We start from the raw sequence: 17,183 nt of genomic DNA on the forward strand, positions 1-17,183 counted from the left end.
TAGCGGGTATCGGAATCGAGGTACCATCTCAGTAAATCGGTTTTATAAAAGGTTACTTTTATATGCTGAATAAGGCGATTTTTAAAAAAGCCATCATTTTTCTTCTGCCTATTCCCTTGGTTATTGGAGAGGTTTTGTATTTAGCTCGTGAAAGCGTGCAAAACAATCTCAATCATTTATTAGAAAAAAATGTGCAAATTGCAGATGAAATTTTATTCCAAATAGAGACAGAAAACCGCACGGCGTTGCTACACCCTGAACGATGTGAAGAGCTCCAGCAAAGCTTAATGTTTGAACGAGATATTGAAGAAATGCTCATTGTGAAAGAGGGAGTCATTACTTGTTCTTCGAAATTGGGAAGTATCTCTAAACCGTTAGCTGAGCACATCACCTTTCCTAAGGGACAAACGCTAGCGTTTGGTAGTGTTGATAGCTTGTACGATCAGTTCTTGCTTGTGGTAACGGAGGGAGAGCGGGGTTATCAAGCCGTAACGATTATCGATCATGACTACTTTAATGCGACAATAGGGTTTAACAACGATTTACGCCTAAAACGCTCTGCGCTGTTTATCCATGATCAAGTTTCACCTGAAGGAGCATTAAGAGCGGGAAGTAATCCTATCGGTATCAAATCGTCGCAAATGTTTGAGTATGAAGCTTTGAGCGAAGCCAGCGATCTTTTCGTCAAACAGAGAACACTTTCCTATTTTTTGTACTCAATTCCAATTATTTTCGTTATCTACCTTTGCTTGTATGCGTTGAATAAGTTTATTGATCCCCATCGCAATTTGATACTGGATCTTAAAAGAGCGATAAAAAGAGGAGAGTTGACCCTGTATTACCAACCGCAAGTTAACGTTGATACCGGCCAGTTATTCGGGTTTGAAGCGCTTGTGCGATGGGAGCATCAAAGTAAGGGGTTCATTTCTCCGGATGAGTTTGTCCCTGCGGCAGAGCAAAGTGGATTGGTTTTTTTACTTACTGATTTCGTTCTGGATAAAGCGGCAGAGGACTTCAGTAAATTAGGCTTTGATCAGCCTGTCCACCTTGGTATTAACGTGCCGCCTGGTTATTTAGTCGGACCAAACGCGATCAGAAAAATTCAATTGCTCGACAGACAGTTGAGCCGAAACAAAGTCTCATTAGGGGTAGAGATAACGGAGCGTCAGCTCATTGATTCAGAGGCGAGAAAATGCATTGCAGCGCTGCGAGTGCATGGTATTGATGTGCTGATCGATGATTTTGGAACTGGCCAAACCTCGTTAGCATTTCTACAGCACATGCGCATAGATTACTTAAAAATCGATAAGTGCTTTGTCGAAACCATTGGTATTCCTAGCCTTAGTGCTTCTGTCTTAAAAGCGATGGTTCACTTCGCGGAAGAATTACAAGTACAATTGATCGCTGAAGGCGTGGAAACCATAGCGCAAGCTGAACACTTAAAGAAGATGGGAGTGAGATATCATCAGGGATACCTGTACTCCAAACCATTACCTTATGAGCAGCTTGCGCAGCGAAGTCATTATGATTGGTAGACGTTAGCTCTATAACACTGAGCATTTTCATCAAACACAAACTCTAACTCATTTTTGATGCTATCTAAGCGGTCTTCTTGGTAGTGAGACACATACAATAGTTGGCTTAAATTCTCTCTAGCGATGAGCTCAAGTGTGTTCTTAACTAACCGTCTACCCAAAAAATCTAACCCTTGATACGGCTCGTCCAAAATCAATAATGTGGGTTGTTTCACGATGGCTCTTGCAATCAGTAATAGTCGCTGCTGACCGTACTCTAATTGCTTGAATGAGGTTTTTTTGTACTGGCTCATATGTAAGATATCGAGCCACTCGTTTGCAATATTCATCTCTTTGCGAGTTGGCTGGTTATACAACCCAATCGAATCGTAAAATCCTGACAAAATGACTTCTAATGCGCTGCAATTGACTCGATATTGGAGGTGTAGCGCTGAAGACACCATACCGATATGCTGCTTAATTTCCCAGATTGTCTCGCCAGTACCACGCTTTTTACCAAAAATATCAATGTCATTGCTGTAGCATTGCGGATGATCGCCAAAGATCAATCCAAGTAAGGTACTCTTTCCACAACCATTTGGGCCTTTGACCTGCCAATGTTGGCCCTTGTCTATGCGCCAGTTCAAGTCAGTAAAAATCTTCTTATCGGTGTATTCAACAGTCCCATTCTTTAGTTCAAATATTGGGTTGTTGAATGGCGTCGAGTGCTGATGCTGACGTATCAAGCTCATCATTTCTTCACTCTGTTGCTCTGACTGAGATTTTATTTGTCCAATGATTGGATGATTATCCCACCTGGACTTATCCATTGTACTATCAAGCTTTCCTGCACTGAAAAGCGCGATGCTATTGATCCACTCAGGCATGTCAGATTCGCGAGAGAAGGTTACGAGTAGTTGCACATTTTGAGAAAGCGAGTGTAAATAGCGAGCGAGAGCAGCTCGGTGCGCAATATCTAAGCCAGTAAATGGATTATCGAGTAATACTAAGTCAGGTTGTGTGGCTAAAGCTCGGGCGAGCATTACTCTTCTGGTTTCTCCGGTAGAGAGAACGCGGAAGCCACTATCTTTAAGATGACTTAGGTCGAGATCATTAATTAGCTGTTCAGTTAAGTTGGTGTCTTGGCTCTGCTCTAGGATTAATGAATAAACAGTGCTCCCTTGGTCGATACGATCAAGAAAATCCGTATCATCCTTTTCTAATTCTCTTTCCAGTAATCGCTGTTGCTCTGATAACGACACTTGCGCAACGGACAGCCCATTTAGCTCAATTTCCCCACTATTTGGTGACATTTCATCACAAATAAGGTCTCCAAGCAGAGAGCCAATATCTCCATCCGCGCTGAATATCCCCCAAGACTGCTGAGTGTTAATTTTCCAATCGTCAATAAACAAGTGTGTCGTGTTTCTCTTAGCTGCAAGCTGACGAAAGTGAATAGTCATTGTGTTTGTCTTCCCTGTTTTCGTTTTAGTGGATTACTTATAACAATTTACGAACTCAGTACGGAAGCGCTTTTGTGTATTAATTTTGAACAGTGCTCAGTCTTGTGCATATTAACGAAGCCTTGTATTAGAGGATAAAAATGCGACTAGAGTCATTAAGTAACAAGTAAACTTGTCAATAATTTTGTTTTATTTTTGAATCAACCTATCATTATGCATGTATATGTTATGCTGATAAATTCATATTTGCCGTTTGTTAATTAATCAATGTAAGGACACATGTTTATGAGTGAAACGGAATACGATTACCCTTCGAGTTACAGCCTAGTTTCCATTACCGATACCTCCAGTTACATCAAATATGCCAGTGAAAACTTTAATGAAGTAGCGGGGTTTGATGAAGGGGAGCTTATCGGTAAACCCCACAATGTTGTGCGTCATCCTGATATGCCAAAACAGGCTTTTAAAGATTTATGGACTCACCTGAAAACTGGCAAACACTGGATGGGAATGGTCAAAAATCGACGTAAAAACGGCGGCTATTATTGGGTTGACGCGTTTGCTTCTCCTATAAAATCTAATGGTGAAGTTGTGGAATACCAATCAGTGAGATTTAAACCTGAGCGTATACACATCCAGCGAGCGGAAAAAGCGTATTCGAAGCTTCGAAATAATCGTAAGCCGTGGAAAATGTATCTTCCTCGTACACGTTTGTGGATGAGATCGGCCTTCTTCCTTTTAATTTCAAACCTTCTTGGCTTACTCATTCTACAAATGAATCAATCACCAGTGATAGCGTTTGGCGTTGTTGCGTTACTTTCCGTTTTCTCTATTTATGTATTAACCAGACCAGTTGAGAAGCTCGCTAAACAGGCTAGGCAAGACTTCAATAATCCACTCATGGAATATATTTATTGCGGAACAATCAACGATCTGGCTGAGATTGAGCTGGGTATGAAGATGCGTAAGCAATTTGCCAATGCGCTATTGGGGCGCGTTGGCGTGTCTGTAAAAGACTCTTGCGAAGAAACGCGCGCAAGTGCTAACAGTGCTGCGACAAATAGCCAGCAAGTGACGGAGAACTTAAGCGCACAGAAAGTGGAGATTGATTCGGTCGCAACAGCGGTCAACGAGATGCAAGCCTCTTCATCTGAGATATCAAATAATGCTCAAGCGACCGCCGAGGCTACGTTAGAAGCGCAAAATACGATGATAGACAGCCGTAGCGTTATCGATAATGTTAACCAATCGGTACTAGAGCTGGTGGGTGAGCTCGGCGAAATATCTAAAGTGGTCATACGTTTGAACCAACAAACCGAGCAAATTGGAACCGTTGTTGAAGTCATCAATGGTATTGCCGAACAAACTAATTTATTAGCGTTGAACGCTGCAATTGAAGCCGCGAGGGCAGGCGAACAAGGCAGAGGGTTTGCCGTTGTAGCAGATGAAGTGAGAACCTTAGCTAAAAGAACTCAGGAATCGACAACAGAGATTAAATCGGCCATTGAAGGGATTCAAAATGGGAGCAAATCAGCGGTTTCTGCGTTAGAGAAAGGTAATGAAATGTCGACCGGAACGGTAACATTGCTAGGTACTGCTTTGGATAGCATTCAACAATTGGAATCCCTTGTTCAAGACGTCGTCGAACGAAACCAACAAATTGCGGTCGCGATAGAAGAGCAGGTTTATGTAACGGATGAAATAAATGAAAACATCCAGTCGCTTAATTTAAAGTACAGTGAATCGTATGAACTGATGACTGAAACGAACCATATGAACACCAAAGTGCAAAATTGTACCAATGACCTGTCTGAAATGATTAAAAAGTTTGCTTAAACTTTAGAAAATCTAAAAGCCCGCTAAACATTAGCGGGCTTTTAACTGGAATATAGTGAAGTGCTGGATTCGTTTACGAGCGAGGATTTCTAAATCTCGTTTTTTAAGAGCTAAAACGGCGAAAGCTCGCAATAAATGCGAGCTTTCTAAATAAGTGGCGGAGAGATAGGGATTTGAACCCTAGATACGCTATTAACGTATGCCGGTTTTCAAGACCGGTGCTTTCAACCACTCAGCCATCTCTCCGTTGTGGGCGGTATAATAAGGAGCATAGTCCGACTTGTAAAGTGCTGAATTATAATAGAAGTACTGTTTGCTTGTTTTATGATCACTGATGTGATGTTGGACAGTTTGAAAACGGAGTGAAAAAGGGACAAAAAGTACCAATTTATAGAGTTTTTACTTTATATCGGCGCACGTCAATAAAATGGTGTTTTATTGTTATCTTGCTGATATATAAGACATAACATGCTTTTAGGGTACATGTGTTCGCCCGAAAGTATTTGCAAGACTTTGTGAACTAATTCAAAATTAACTGGTATAGCCAGTTGTGCTTAGAATTCTTAAGGGTGTTTATGAAGGTCACAAATCTATTTAAAGACAAAGTTGATGCGATTTCTGCTCATCAATCCGAGTTTATGAATTGGATGTCTCCAACGTTACGCGATTATTGGAGTGACTTTTTGGGGAAAGCTCAAAATAGCTTTCTTTTCTCAAAAGTTCGTGATCACCAGCAGCCAGCCGTCAACGAAGAAGTTGCACCTCAACCTGCACCGATCGTAATGGCACCTGAGGCTCAAAAGCTTTATGACGAGTTAAGTGAAAAAATTGGCGAAGTTATTCACACTGGTGATTGGGTTCATGTGTCTCAAGAACGTATTAACCAATTTGGTGCGGTAACGGAAGACATGCAATGGATTCATACTGATCCAGAGCGTGCTTCAACTGAATCTCCATTTAAGACAACTATCGCTCATGGCTTTTTAACATTAGCATTGCTGCCTAAACTGACGGATTCAGTCGATCCAGACAAGCCAATGTTCCCAACAGCTAAAATGGTAGTTAACTTGGGTTTAAACCAAGTCCGTTTCCCTTACCCTGTCAAAGCAGGCAATAATGTTCGTGCAGTCAGCACGTTAACAAAAGTAACGCCAATCAAAAAAGGTTTGGAGATTGAGCGCGAAATTAAAGTGGAAATTGAAGGTATTCGTCGACCTGGTGCGGTTGTGGTCTCTGTAATTCAACTGCATTTCTAATTCCGAAACCGGATAGAACACGACATAGTAAAAGAGAGCATCAGGGTGCTCTCTTTTTCATTTTTACTGATTAAAGTTTTTTACTGGCGTATAACCGTAATCTGCAATCGCTTTTTGTCCCTGCTCTGAACGAAGGAAAGCGATAAAACCTTTACCTGCATCGCTAATCTTATCTACTTTGTATAGCACTAGGAATGGTCGCGCCAACTTGTACTTATGATTGCTAATGTTTGTCGAGGTTGGGTCAATACCATCTAACTGAATCGCCTTGATCGAGCGATCTACTGACCCTACAGAGATAAAACCAATGGCGCGAGTGTTATGGTTAACAATGGTTTTTACCATGCTGTTGCTGTTTACAACCAAGTTGTTTGGGCTGATATCCGAGACAAGGCGATCATTAACGATTTTGGTCAGTCCCAGCAAGCTTTCGAAGCTGTAACGTGAACCTGAAGACGCTTCTCTAGTAACCACCGCGATAGGCTGATCTGCGCCCCCGACCTCTTTCCAATTCTTAATTTTACCTTTGTAAATATCAAATAGTTGTTGCTGAGAAAGGTTTTCTACAGAGTTGGTACGGTTTACAACAACAGCGAGGCCATCATAAGCGATAGGGTATACATTGAGATCTTCACCTTTTTCGCTTTCAGTCAGATAGCGAGAGCTCATGCCTATTTCGGCTACTCCTTTATTGACCATAGTGATACCAGCACTCGAACCAATGCCCTGAACAGCAACGTAATCGTCTGGGTGTGTTTTGTTGTATTCCTCAGCAAGTACATCCATCACACGAGCAACCGACGTTGAACCTGAGATGTTGATTTCTTTTGCAATGGTAGGGAGGGAGACTGCTATGGCCAATAACGTCGCCACAGTAAAACGTAACATATTAAACTCCATATACGGGATAAAGCAGAGTTTATGATATTGCGTTCAGGTTACACTTTTGTGAACTGTTAGCGCTAAACAAAGGAATTGTTTCTAGTCAAGAGGTGATGGAGCTAGCGTTTCCAAGTGGATTGAGATGATAATCTGGGCAAATGATAATATAGCTATCTTATACTTGAGTTAGGTAGATAACTACCATCGGTGATGATGTAAAGGTTATATACTAGGATCGACAGCTCTAACTATCATCCATCGGGAGAACGTTGATGTCAGTGTCCCAAATGGCGACAAGTCGTTTATACAAATCAGTTCAATCGCTCTGCTCTGCGCGTAATGCTAACTTGCCTGTCGAACAGGGCAAGTGCCTCTATGAGCTAGTAGAAAATGGCGTTGAGCTTCATCGGGCGCATTTTCTCCTCGACTCCCAGCATAGCGAGTATACTTCTCCCGTCGCGAAGATCATGTTTGATGAGGAAAACCAACTTTGGTATTTCTATGTTCCCACATATCACAACGAGCTGTTAAGGTGGGTGCCTTATAAGCCACTTCCATTTAGCCGAATGCTTGAGGACTTACTCAACGAGTTGGAGTGCGATCCTCAAGCGTGTTTTTGGGAATAGGGCGAGCCCAACGGATGCGAATGCCGACATGATTTATACTTTAGGCCTAACAACTTGGTTTCTAAAGTCTTTGGGGGTCATGTTATAAACGGATTTAAATGCTGTACTGAAATGCGCTGCACTTTTAAAACCAGACTCAAACGCTATTTCTGTTATTGATTTTTCTGACTTGCGCAGTTGGGTTGCTGCGAAGTTTATCCGTTTCACCTTTAATATCTGAGAAAACGAAAGATCATCTGCGGCGAGGCGACGTTTTAAGGTTGCGATGGACATGCTCATATGAGCCGCTAAGCCTTCTAGCGTGATGTCTTTTTCAATATTACCCTCAATGTACTTAATGGCTTTTTGAGAGTCGCTCAGGCTACTTGCATCATCTATGATAGATAGGATGTTTGGCTCTACCTCAACCATCAACGACAGCAATGCCATTGCGATATGGCTTTGTGTGTAGTCTGGAGCATTGCGACTCGCTAACTTAACCAACATGTCCTTCAATTGTGCTACTTCGCTACTGGATTGCGTTGAAAAAGGATAGAAGCGCCTTTCTTCCGTTTTGGAACGTAGCATCGGGTGCGCTTTCTTAAAGTCACAGAATATATTTGGATTGAAGACTAAAGCCAGTGCTTTAAAGCCTCCGTCACTAGAGACGGCTTCTGCACTGCTCAGATCTGCGGAGTTATAGAGTGTGAAATCTCCGGCTTTAAGTTCAAATTGCTCGCCATTAGGTTGATGAACTAATAGGGCACCTTCTTCAACAATATATAACCCATTATGTGTTGCAGTGTAACGCTCACTTTTGCGCGCAGTGAAGTGATTAAAGCGAATGATCTCAATGTTCGGCATACTCTTTCTTATCGTTTTACATAACAAATAAAAAAGGCGCTCAATAGAGCGCCTTTTGACTTCATTCGGTATTATTCACTTACAGTCTGTTCTGTTTGTGCTGCTGGTTGTTCAGCGAATACCTGGGTTGGCTTTGCAACTAAACTGCGGTTTTCTTGGTTTACGTCCGTAAGGACAATTTCCAATGTATCCCCAAGTTTGTATACGACCTCTTTATCGATAGAGATGGTACCGTTGTCGCCATTGCACTCAATTCTTTCTTTATTATCAAGAATTAGTGCACCAGGAATAAAGGCTGCTGCGCCATTTTCGAGAAGTCGGACACGTGCGCCTGCACGATTAATATCGAAAATCTCACCTGTGAAACAAGTTTTCTTGCTCGGCTCATCAGCAAGCGTGCGTGCATATAGCCAATCTGAGACATTTCGCTCAGCGATTTTATGATGTTTACGATGTAGAGCTAGCTCTTCGCCTACTTGGTCATCTGGTTTTTGTACGGGTTCTTTACCAAGGATGACGGCCTTCAACATACGGTGGTTGATCATATCACCGTATTTACGAATTGGTGATGTCCAAGTTGCATAGATGTCTAAACCCATTGCGTAATGAGGCAGAGGCTGATTACCCACCTCACTGTATGCTTGGAACTTACGAATGCGGTTATCTAGATAAGACGTTTCTTGAGCTGCCAACCAGCGGCGCAACGCAGCAAAGCCTTCTAGCGTAGCAATAGACTCCGCTGTGAACTCCAACTGGCCTTCTGGATTGACAAGTTGAACCACTTCTTCAATCTTCTCGTTCTTGATACCTGCATGCGTATTGAAGACACCTGTTTCAAATTTATCGCGTAATGTACGACCTGCACAGATGTTTGCGGTAATCATGGATTCTTCAACAAGACGGTTTGCACTGCGGCGCATGTCTGCGTGGATAGCGATTACATCGTTATCTTCACTGAGCTCAAAACGGTAGTCAGGACGATCAGGGAAGACCACTGCGTTTTTCTCACGCCATTCAGCGCGAGCAAGAGAGAACTCATAAAGATCACGAACGATAGTCGCGATCTCTTCAGATGGCGTCCATGCTTCAGAGCTGCCGTTTTCTAACCAATCAGACACGTGATCGTATGCTAGGCGTGCATGTGATTTGATGTTTGCTGCGAAGAATTTAATATCGTCGCCAATCACACCATCTTTACTTACCGTTACGGTACAGCAAATAGCAGGGCGGGTTTCACCTTCAATCAGAGAGCATAGGTTGTCCGCTAAATCACGAGGTAACATCGGGATGTTGCGGCCTGGAAGATAAATAGTATAGCCACGCTCACGTGCTACTTTATCCATTTCATCTTCAGGTGTGATGTAGGCGGTTGGGTCCGCAATAGCGATGGTGAGTTCGAAATCGCCAGATACGGTTTTCTTCGCGTACAGCGCATCGTCCATATCTTTAGTCGATTCACCGTCGATAGTGACGAATGGAACATGAGTCATGTCTACGCGTTCTAGCTCCGCGTCGTCTTTCAGTTCCCAGTTATCGATGCCTGCTGGCTCAGAGTTTGGTAGATCGTTTTGAGCAAGCGTTACCCACCAAGGCGCAATTTTATCATTCGCGTCAGTGATTTTTTCAGAAATTTCTACGAAGAAGGAATTATCGCCTTTTAGAGGGTGGCGAATAAGATGTGCGACAACCCAATCACCTTCGGCGAACTCGTCAGGTTTTAGACCTTTCTTTAGTTTCGCTTTAAGAGATAGCTTTTTAAGCTGTGGGTGATCAGGTGCTACGTTGAGCTTGCCTTTGAACATTTTTACTCGACCAATAAAGCGAGTCACGGCTTGTTCCAGCAGCTCTTGTGGCTCTGCAACTTCGCGTTCATTTTCGGTGCGGATAATGGCGACGACTTTGTCACCGTGCATGCACTTTTTCATGTACGCAGGCGGGATGAAGAAGCTCGTCTTACTGTCCACTTCCAAAAAGCCAAAGCCTTTATCTGTGGCTTTTATTGAGCCTTCTTTTTTGGGCAGGTTTTCTTGGATTTTCTGCTTAAGCTGAGCGAGTAGTGGGTTATCTTGAAACATCTTTTCTTAAATTACCTATGGAGTTGGGCACACTATAATCATTGCGAGCTATTATTACTACCTGTGGAGCGTAATTTCGCCGTGAATTTTGCCAATTTAACCACGAGAAATTGGCTTAAATATTGATGAAATTCTCATCTGTGAGTTACGCGAATCTACGGGGAATGGTAGGGCTGGTGGAAAAATATGCTAAAAATACCATTGTTGAGAATAAATTGTGATGTAATTCAATTTTTTCTGGATTTTTTTATGCTTTTAAGGAATAATCCGCCTCCCTTAGTCGTCCCTAATGGCTTATCGCGGTTGTGTACTGTGCTGTGTTCCCGTCTGAATGGAATCAGTATCTGGATGGATCAGTATCGAATTGGAAGAGCATATGGGACTGTTTTTTTGTTTAATTAAGTAGGATCCCAATGCAAGATTCTGTTATTCAATTCAGTGATTTATCCCTGAATGATTCTATCCTTTCTGCTCTAGACGGAATGGGTTTCGTGTCACCAACTCCAATTCAGGCTGCGGCAATCCCACACCTATTGGAAGGTGCTGACGCGCTGGGTAAAGCTCAAACAGGTACAGGTAAAACAGCAGCGTTCTCTCTGCCTCTTCTCAACAAACTCGATCTAAACCAACGCAAACCGCAAGCGATTGTACTTGCTCCGACTCGTGAGCTGGCAATTCAGGTTGCAGCGGAAATGAAAAACCTTGGTAAAAATATCAAAGGTTTGAAAGTTCTAGAGATTTACGGTGGCGCATCTATTGTCGACCAAATGCGTGCTCTTAAAAGTGGCGCTCATGTAGTTGTCGGTACTCCAGGCCGTGTTCAAGATCTTATCAATCGCGAACGTCTACACCTAGACGAAGTTAGTACTTTCGTTCTTGATGAAGCAGACGAAATGCTAAACATGGGTTTCGTAGATGACGTAACTGCGATCATGGAGCACGCTCCAGAGTCAGCACAACGCGTTCTGTTTTCTGCAACTATGCCTCCAATGCTGAAGAAGATCGTTGAACGCTTCCTTCGTGACCCTGTAACGGTTGACGTTGCTGGTAAAAACCACACTGTAGACAAAGTTCAACAACAGTTCTGGGTAGTGAAAGGTGTAGAGAAAGATGAAGCGATGTCTCGTCTTCTTGAAACTGAAGAAACTGACGCGTCAATCGTATTCGTACGTACTCGTCAAGATACTGAGCGTCTGGCTGACTGGCTATCTGCACGTGGCTTCAAAGCAGCTGCACTGCACGGTGACATTCCTCAGTCTCTACGTGAACGTACTGTTGATCACATCAAACAAGGTGTTATTGACATCCTAGTTGCAACTGATGTTGTAGCTCGTGGTCTTGACGTTCCACGTATTACGCACGTATTTAACTACGACATCCCATTTGATGTTGAGTCATACATCCACCGTATCGGTCGTACTGGCCGTGCTGGACGTAAGGGTAAAGCGATCCTTCTAGTTCGCACTAACCAAATTCGTATGCTTCGCACTATCGAGCGTGTAACTAAGTCATCTATGGAAGAAATCCAACTTCCTCTACGTGACCAAGTTGCTGAAGCTCGTCTAGCTAAGCTAGGCGCTGAGCTTGAAGCAGAGAAAGAGCACAAAGCACTAGACAAATTTGCTGAGCTGGTAGAGAAACTACAAACTTCTCTAGACATCGACCCAGCAACACTTGCTGCTATGCTTCTTAAGCGTCAGCAAGGCAAACGTCCTCTGTTCTACATTGGCGAAGACCCAATGGTTGAAGCAATTGAGCGTGACAAGCAACGTCGTAAAGAGCGCCGTGAAGGTGGTCGCGACAGCGGTCGTAACTTCAACAACCAAGACTGGGATACTTACCAGCTTCAAGTTGGTCGTGAGCAAGGCGTTCAAGTTAAAGACATCGTTGGCGCTCTAGCAAACGAACTAGGTCTAGGTAAAGGTTCTATCGGTGCGATCAAGCTAGCTCAAGGTCACACATTCGTACAGCTACCTAAAGCAATGACTTCAGACGCGGCGAACAAGCTAAGCAAACTACGTATCCGTCAACAAGATGTTGGTGCTGTAGTATGTGATTTCGATGATTTCCGCGAGTCTCGTGGTGGTCGCCGTGACGGTGGTCGTCGCGATGGTGGTCGTCGTGATGGCGGTGGTTACCGTGGCAACCGCGAAGGCGGCAATCGTGGTGGTGATCGTCGTGAAGGCGGTCGTCGCGAAGGTGGTTTCCGTGGTAACCGTGACGGCAACCGCGATGGTAATCGTGAAGGTGGCGAACGTCGTTTCGATCGCAACCGTGGTGGTGATCACCGTGGTGCACATCGTGGTGAACGTGGTCACGGTCGTGGCCGTCGTACAGACGCATAATCACGAGTGATTAAAGCGACGGTTTAAGTTGCTACAAAAAGAATTGAAAGCCGAGCAAAGCGCTCGGCTTTTTTATGCGCGTCTAATACGGTTTTGCTTTTCATCGTGTTTGTTTACCCAACTTATTACTTCGTCTAAGGGCAGGGCAGAACAAGTAACCCTGAATGATGTCACAGCCTCGACTTCTCAAAAAATGCAGTGTGTCCATGTCTTGAACGCCTTCTGCTACGACCGAATACCCTAATCCATGTGCTAGCGCAATCGTGTTCTCAACGATAGAGCGGGAGCCTTCAGTGCGGCTTGCTGTGAAAAGAAATTAACCAGCTTACCTTGAAACGTATTATCAATCTTTCGACGTTTTTGAGGTTATCTCATAATTTGAATCAGTCATTGGCCTTCAGGTTGTGTCATGTCTTCGATAGACTCAAAGTAGTATTTACGATAAGGGAACCCAGTAAGAGCGTCATGGACGGCATTGCGCTTCTCTCTTTCAGCAACAGTATGAAGCTTTAATATCGAATCGTTGCTCCACTTAATCACCAGCACGACAAAGATACTGCCGCCAAAAAGTATAAGAGAAACCCCCGTTTCTAAGAGAGAAGTAATAGGTTTTTGCATGATAGCGTGCAAAAAAACGGCATAAGCAAAAATGAAACAGCTGATTAACAATAATAGGAAAGTCCACCCGGTTACGTCAGTTTTCGAGCTGATGTTTTTTGTCATCTGCCATCCCCAGCAGAGCAAAATCAAACCTAAGATCGCTAATAGAAATGCAATAGTGGGCACATTATTACCCCGATTTATTGATTGGTTTGTTATTTTTGTTCACCCAATAAACAACGTAGCTTATATATCTGACTTTGTACAAATTGACCTATTCATAAATTATGTTTAACAAGTGATATTTTTTAGTCTTCAAATAAAATCAAAACTTGCTACAGATCAACAAAATTTGTTCAATCAAATCGCTTTTACTAAAAGATTGTTGAAAGATTAAAAAATTATTGAATAATAGAGGGGCAAACAAGAAGTACGCAGCGCACAAGCGCTATTACAACCTCTGCTCTACAACAGGATAACTATTTCATGTCTAATTCGTTTGTACTGGTGATCAACTCTGGTAGCTCTTCATTAAAATTTGCTGTTATTGATTCTGAAACCGGTGAAGCTTTGGTATCAGGTATTGGTGAGTGTTTTGGCCTACCTGAAGCTGAAATCAGTTGGAAATATCAGGGAGAAAAAACCGTTGAAGCAATTCCAGCTGGCGGTAACCATCATCAGTACGCTGTTGAGCGAGTGGTAAAACTACTCGAAACTCTAGGTTTGAGCTCAAAATTTGTCGCTGTAGGCCATCGCATTGTCGCAGGCGGTGAAACCTTTAAAGGAACTGTGAAAGTTGATGAAACAGTTATTCAAGAAGTAGAGCGCCTTGCTGAACTTGCACCACTTCATAACAAAGCGAACGCTGAAGGCATGAGAGCGGCAATGGCGGCGTTCCCTTCACTGCCTCAATTTGCTGTATTTGACACTGCTTTCCACCAAACAATGCCAGCCAAAGCCTTTATGTACGCACTTCCTTACGAGCTTTACGAAGAGCATAAAGTGCGTCGTTACGGTGCTCACGGTACAAGCCACTACTACGTAAGCCGTGAAGCAGCGAAAATGCTAGATAAGCCGGTTGAAGAAAGCAGCTTTATCACTGTGCACTTAGGTAACGGTGCATCAGTGAGTGCGGTTAAAAATGGCGAATGTGTTGATACAAGTATGGGTTTGACGCCGTTAGCTGGCCTAATGATGGGCACTCGCTGTGGTGACCTCGACCCAAGTGTTATCGAGTTCCTTTTCCGTAAAGGCTGGGAAAAAGACGAAGTGTTCGAGATGATGAACAAGAAGTCAGGTTTCTTAGGTGTATCTGGTGTGACAAGTGATGCTCGTGGCGTACTAGAAGCAATGGAAGCGGGGAATTCACGTGCGAAGTTGGCATTTGAGATCTTCACTTACCGCGTTGCGAAATACATTACATCCTACCTCGCGGCTCTGGATTCATTAGACGGCATCATCTTCACTGGTGGTATTGGTGAAAACTCACTACCAATTCGTCGTGAAATCTTGAAAAACCTAAAACTGTTAGGTTTTGTTGAAGATGAGAAAGGTAACGAAGATGCAAGATTTGGTAACGCAGGTGTTATTGCAGCATCTGAGTTGTTAGGTGCCAAAGCTCTTGTTATTCCTACTAACGAGGAATTTGTGATAGCTAAACAATCGGTTGAGCTATTGTAATATATAACGAAAACAGAAAGTTAAAAGCGAGCCTCGTGCTCGCTTTTTTATTTAAAGCAATTTGGTAATTACTCTTTGAGTTTCAGAGCTTCGCGCTTTTCGATTAAAAAATCCATCAAGACGCGGATTTTTTTCGGCATATGCTCTCGTGAAGGCATATATAAATAAAACCCTGGAAACTCTTTGCACCAAGGTGTCAGAACTCGGGTCAATCTTCCCTCATCTATGTGCTTTTCCACCCATAAATCAATATGCTTCACTAAACCCACACCCTGTATTGCAGCTTGTAACATACTATAGTCATCATTAAAAATAGCATTACCTTTAGGCTCGAAAACGAGGGTGCGCTTTGCAACATCTGGAGAGGTTAGCGACCAATGATCAATTGTTCCGCTAGAGGTAAAACGATAAGAAAGGCAATTGTGATCTTCTAAATCCTCAGGAGTTTGAGGTAGTCCATTTTGCCTAAAGTATTCAGGAGAGCTCACTATTGCCGTTGTTAACGGCGGAGTAATAGGGATCGCAACCATATGTTCATCTAAGCTTAATCCTAAGCGAATGCCAGCGTCAACGCCTTCTGCGACGATGTTAGAAAACCCATCATCCATGATTAGCTCTAGGCGTATTTTAGGATAACGAGAGAGGAACTCACCTAGATAGGGCTCAATAAGCAGCCGAGCAGCGGTTCTTGATACACTGATACGGATTAATCCCGAAGGCTCAAGATGAGAGTCGTTCAATTCGTTAACGACCTGCTCAATGTTCACCAATGAAGGTTGCAAAATATCAAGCAGACGTTGGCCTTCTTCCGTCAGCGACATACTTCTGGTGGTTCGATTAATTAACCGAACTTGTAGCTGTTGTTCTAACGCTTTTAGGTGTTGTGATAAGGCAGCACGGGTTACCCCCATTTCTAAGGCTGCTTTAGTGAAACTGCGATGGCGAGCAATATGTGCAAACCACGTCAGTGATGAAATTAAAGAAGGTTCTATTCTCATTTGTTAAGTATAACTAAACAGTCATGTAGATAAAACGATATTTATCCGAAACAGTGTGTTGACTAATATTACATCGAAGCTTAGGTCAGCCTGAGATGAACAGTTAACCTCTAATGGAGAATGTCGCTATGTCTAAAGTCACTTTCAAAAATCTCAATGGTCAAGGTATTGAGATTTCAGCGGTTATCAACTTCCCTACAGATTTTGATGCAAGTAAACAATATGCGGCGGTTGTTGTTTCACACCCAGGTGGTGGCGTAAAAGAGCAAACCGCAGGCCTATATGCGAGTAAACTTGCAAAAAGCGGCATAATTGCCATTGCGTTTGACCGTTCGTATCAAGGTGAAAGTACAGGTGAGCCTCGCCAAATGGAAAACCCTTACACGAGTACTGAAGACGTGAGCGCAGTCGTCGACTATCTGACAACGTTAGAGTACGTCGATAACGATAAAATTGGCGCAATGGGGATTTGTGCTGGTGCGGGCTATAGTGCAAATGCAGCGATCAATGATCGTCGAATCAAAGCACTGGGTATGGTTAGTGCCGTAAACATTGGCCAAATGTTCCGTAATGGTTGGGATAATTCGGTTAACGATGCTGACGCTGTTGGTTACTTAGAATTTGGTTCGAATGCTCGCACAACCGACACGAATGGTACAGAATTCGCGACTATTCCTCTAGCTCCGATGCGTGAAGAAGATGCCTCAAATGCAGAGCTACGCGAAGCTTGGGAGTATTACCACACACCACGTTGTGAACATCCAAATGCGCCGGGTTTTGCTCTAACTCGTAACTTAAACCAGATCATTACTTACGATGCGTACCACAAAGCGGAAGCATTCCTAACTCAGCCAATTCTTGCTGTCGTTGGTAGTGACGCAGGCAGCAAATGGATGAGTGATGACCTGATAGAACGTGCAGCGAGTTCAGATAAAACCTTGTATGCCATTGATGGTGCAAACCATATGTCGCTTTATGATGTTGCCGAATACGTCGATGACGCAGTATCCCAACTCGCATCTTTCTTCCAACGCACTCTTTAATATTCCCGATGAAAGGCTCAAT

13 protein-coding genes, 1 tRNA gene and 1 pseudogene are annotated in these 17,183 nt (G+C 43.2%); 7 read left to right on the plus strand and 8 right to left on the minus strand.

Annotated features, from left to right (window positions below):
* Window positions 1-62 precede the first annotated feature (62 nt).
* A complete protein-coding gene (locus R7P69_RS03445; protein WP_005375659.1) occupies window positions 63-1,535 on the plus strand; it encodes an EAL domain-containing protein in 1,473 nt (490 codons plus the stop codon).
* Here the strand turns inward: R7P69_RS03445 and modF are convergent.
* Entirely contained in the window at window positions 1,523-2,977 is a 1,455-nt protein-coding gene (gene modF, locus R7P69_RS03450) for a molybdate ABC transporter ATP-binding protein ModF (protein ID WP_085569277.1), read from the minus strand. The genes R7P69_RS03445 and modF overlap by 13 nt on opposite strands.
* A 285-nt stretch (window positions 2,978-3,262) precedes the next feature.
* Here modF and R7P69_RS03455 point away from each other — a divergent pair, with 285 nt between their 5' ends.
* Window positions 3,263-4,813, plus strand: coding sequence for a PAS domain-containing methyl-accepting chemotaxis protein (locus R7P69_RS03455; protein ID WP_085569276.1), 1,551 nt, complete (start codon window positions 3,263-3,265; stop codon window positions 4,811-4,813).
* 155 nt (window positions 4,814-4,968) lie between these two features.
* Here R7P69_RS03455 and R7P69_RS03460 read toward each other — a convergent pair.
* Window positions 4,969-5,059: transfer RNA gene (locus tag R7P69_RS03460), tRNA-Ser, on the minus strand.
* A gap of 329 nt (window positions 5,060-5,388) precedes the next feature.
* Between R7P69_RS03460 and R7P69_RS03465 the strand changes: the two genes are divergently transcribed.
* A complete protein-coding gene (locus R7P69_RS03465; protein ID WP_005375670.1) occupies window positions 5,389-6,069 on the plus strand; it encodes a MaoC family dehydratase in 681 nt (226 codons plus the stop codon).
* 63 nt (window positions 6,070-6,132) lie between these two features.
* On the opposite strand, the gene R7P69_RS03470 is transcribed toward R7P69_RS03465, so the two are convergent.
* Window positions 6,133-6,957, minus strand: coding sequence for a phosphate ABC transporter substrate-binding protein (locus R7P69_RS03470; protein WP_017635752.1), 825 nt, complete (start codon window positions 6,955-6,957; stop codon window positions 6,133-6,135).
* A gap of 266 nt (window positions 6,958-7,223) precedes the next feature.
* Here R7P69_RS03470 and R7P69_RS03475 point away from each other — a divergent pair, with 266 nt between their 5' ends.
* Entirely contained in the window at window positions 7,224-7,577 is a 354-nt protein-coding gene (locus tag R7P69_RS03475; RefSeq protein WP_054574371.1) for a DUF3024 domain-containing protein, read from the plus strand.
* 33 nt (window positions 7,578-7,610) lie between these two features.
* Here the strand turns inward: R7P69_RS03475 and R7P69_RS03480 are convergent, their stop codons facing one another.
* Together R7P69_RS03480 and rnb are read right to left on the minus strand one after the other, a co-directional pair.
* The gene (locus R7P69_RS03480) at window positions 7,611-8,420 is read right to left on the minus strand and encodes a helix-turn-helix transcriptional regulator (protein ID WP_017635750.1); all 810 of its coding nucleotides are present in this window, start codon (window positions 8,418-8,420) and stop codon (window positions 7,611-7,613) included.
* Window positions 8,421-8,491: 71 nt separating this feature from the next.
* Window positions 8,492-10,495: an exoribonuclease II gene (gene rnb / locus R7P69_RS03485; protein WP_054579642.1), complete on the minus strand. Its 2,004-nt coding sequence runs from the start codon at window positions 10,493-10,495 to the stop codon at window positions 8,492-8,494.
* A gap of 413 nt (window positions 10,496-10,908) precedes the next feature.
* On the opposite strand from rnb, the gene R7P69_RS03490 reads away from it, so the two are divergent.
* On the plus strand, window positions 10,909-12,840 hold the full coding sequence (locus R7P69_RS03490) for a DEAD/DEAH box helicase (RefSeq protein WP_238952556.1): 1,932 nt from the start codon (window positions 10,909-10,911) through the stop codon (window positions 12,838-12,840).
* Window positions 12,841-12,912: 72 nt separating this feature from the next.
* Here the strand turns inward: R7P69_RS03490 and R7P69_RS25360 are convergent.
* Window positions 12,913-13,156: pseudogene (locus tag R7P69_RS25360) on the minus strand (EAL domain-containing protein); the annotation flags it as partial.
* Between the two features lie 71 nt (window positions 13,157-13,227).
* Window positions 13,228-13,563, minus strand: coding sequence for a GGDEF domain-containing protein (locus R7P69_RS25365; RefSeq protein WP_238842981.1), 336 nt, complete (start codon window positions 13,561-13,563; stop codon window positions 13,228-13,230).
* 363 nt (window positions 13,564-13,926) lie between these two features.
* On the opposite strand from R7P69_RS25365, the gene R7P69_RS03500 reads away from it, so the two are divergent.
* Window positions 13,927-15,120: an acetate/propionate family kinase gene (locus tag R7P69_RS03500; RefSeq protein ID WP_053350660.1), complete on the plus strand. Its 1,194-nt coding sequence runs from the start codon at window positions 13,927-13,929 to the stop codon at window positions 15,118-15,120.
* Window positions 15,121-15,188: 68 nt separating this feature from the next.
* Here the strand turns inward: R7P69_RS03500 and R7P69_RS03505 are convergent, their stop codons facing one another.
* A complete protein-coding gene (locus R7P69_RS03505) occupies window positions 15,189-16,118 on the minus strand; it encodes a LysR family transcriptional regulator (RefSeq protein ID WP_238842980.1) in 930 nt (309 codons plus the stop codon).
* 128 nt (window positions 16,119-16,246) lie between these two features.
* On the opposite strand from R7P69_RS03505, the gene R7P69_RS03510 reads away from it, so the two are divergent.
* Window positions 16,247-17,161: an alpha/beta hydrolase gene (locus R7P69_RS03510; RefSeq protein ID WP_017821078.1), complete on the plus strand. Its 915-nt coding sequence runs from the start codon at window positions 16,247-16,249 to the stop codon at window positions 17,159-17,161.
* Window positions 17,162-17,183 lie beyond the last annotated feature (22 nt).

Source organism: Vibrio sp. 661, assembly GCF_033339315.1.
GTDB lineage: Bacteria > Pseudomonadota > Gammaproteobacteria > Enterobacterales > Vibrionaceae > Vibrio > Vibrio alginolyticus.

Bases quoted from the DNA above. Each gene is read 5' to 3' on its own strand.
- modF (WP_085569277.1), bottom strand. From the start codon at position 2,977: ATGACTATTCACTTTCGTCAGCTTGCAGCTAAGAGAAACACGACACAC.
- R7P69_RS03470 (WP_017635752.1), bottom strand. From the start codon at position 6,957: ATGTTACGTTTTACTGTGGCGACGTTATTGGCCATAGCAGTCTCCCTC.
- R7P69_RS03480 (WP_017635750.1), bottom strand. From the start codon at position 8,420: ATGCCGAACATTGAGATCATTCGCTTTAATCACTTCACTGCGCGCAAA.
- R7P69_RS03505 (WP_238842980.1), bottom strand. From the start codon at position 16,118: ATGAGAATAGAACCTTCTTTAATTTCATCACTGACGTGGTTTGCACAT.
- R7P69_RS03500 (WP_053350660.1), top strand. From the start codon at position 13,927: ATGTCTAATTCGTTTGTACTGGTGATCAACTCTGGTAGCTCTTCATTA.
- R7P69_RS03445 (WP_005375659.1), top strand. From the start codon at position 63: ATGCTGAATAAGGCGATTTTTAAAAAAGCCATCATTTTTCTTCTGCCT.
- R7P69_RS03490 (WP_238952556.1), top strand. From the start codon at position 10,909: ATGCAAGATTCTGTTATTCAATTCAGTGATTTATCCCTGAATGATTCT.
- R7P69_RS03455 (WP_085569276.1), top strand. From the start codon at position 3,263: ATGAGTGAAACGGAATACGATTACCCTTCGAGTTACAGCCTAGTTTCC.
- R7P69_RS03475 (WP_054574371.1), top strand. From the start codon at position 7,224: ATGTCAGTGTCCCAAATGGCGACAAGTCGTTTATACAAATCAGTTCAA.
- R7P69_RS25365 (WP_238842981.1), bottom strand. From the start codon at position 13,563: ATGACAAAAAACATCAGCTCGAAAACTGACGTAACCGGGTGGACTTTC.
- R7P69_RS03510 (WP_017821078.1), top strand. From the start codon at position 16,247: ATGTCTAAAGTCACTTTCAAAAATCTCAATGGTCAAGGTATTGAGATT.
- rnb (WP_054579642.1), bottom strand. From the start codon at position 10,495: ATGTTTCAAGATAACCCACTACTCGCTCAGCTTAAGCAGAAAATCCAA.
- R7P69_RS03465 (WP_005375670.1), top strand. From the start codon at position 5,389: ATGAAGGTCACAAATCTATTTAAAGACAAAGTTGATGCGATTTCTGCT.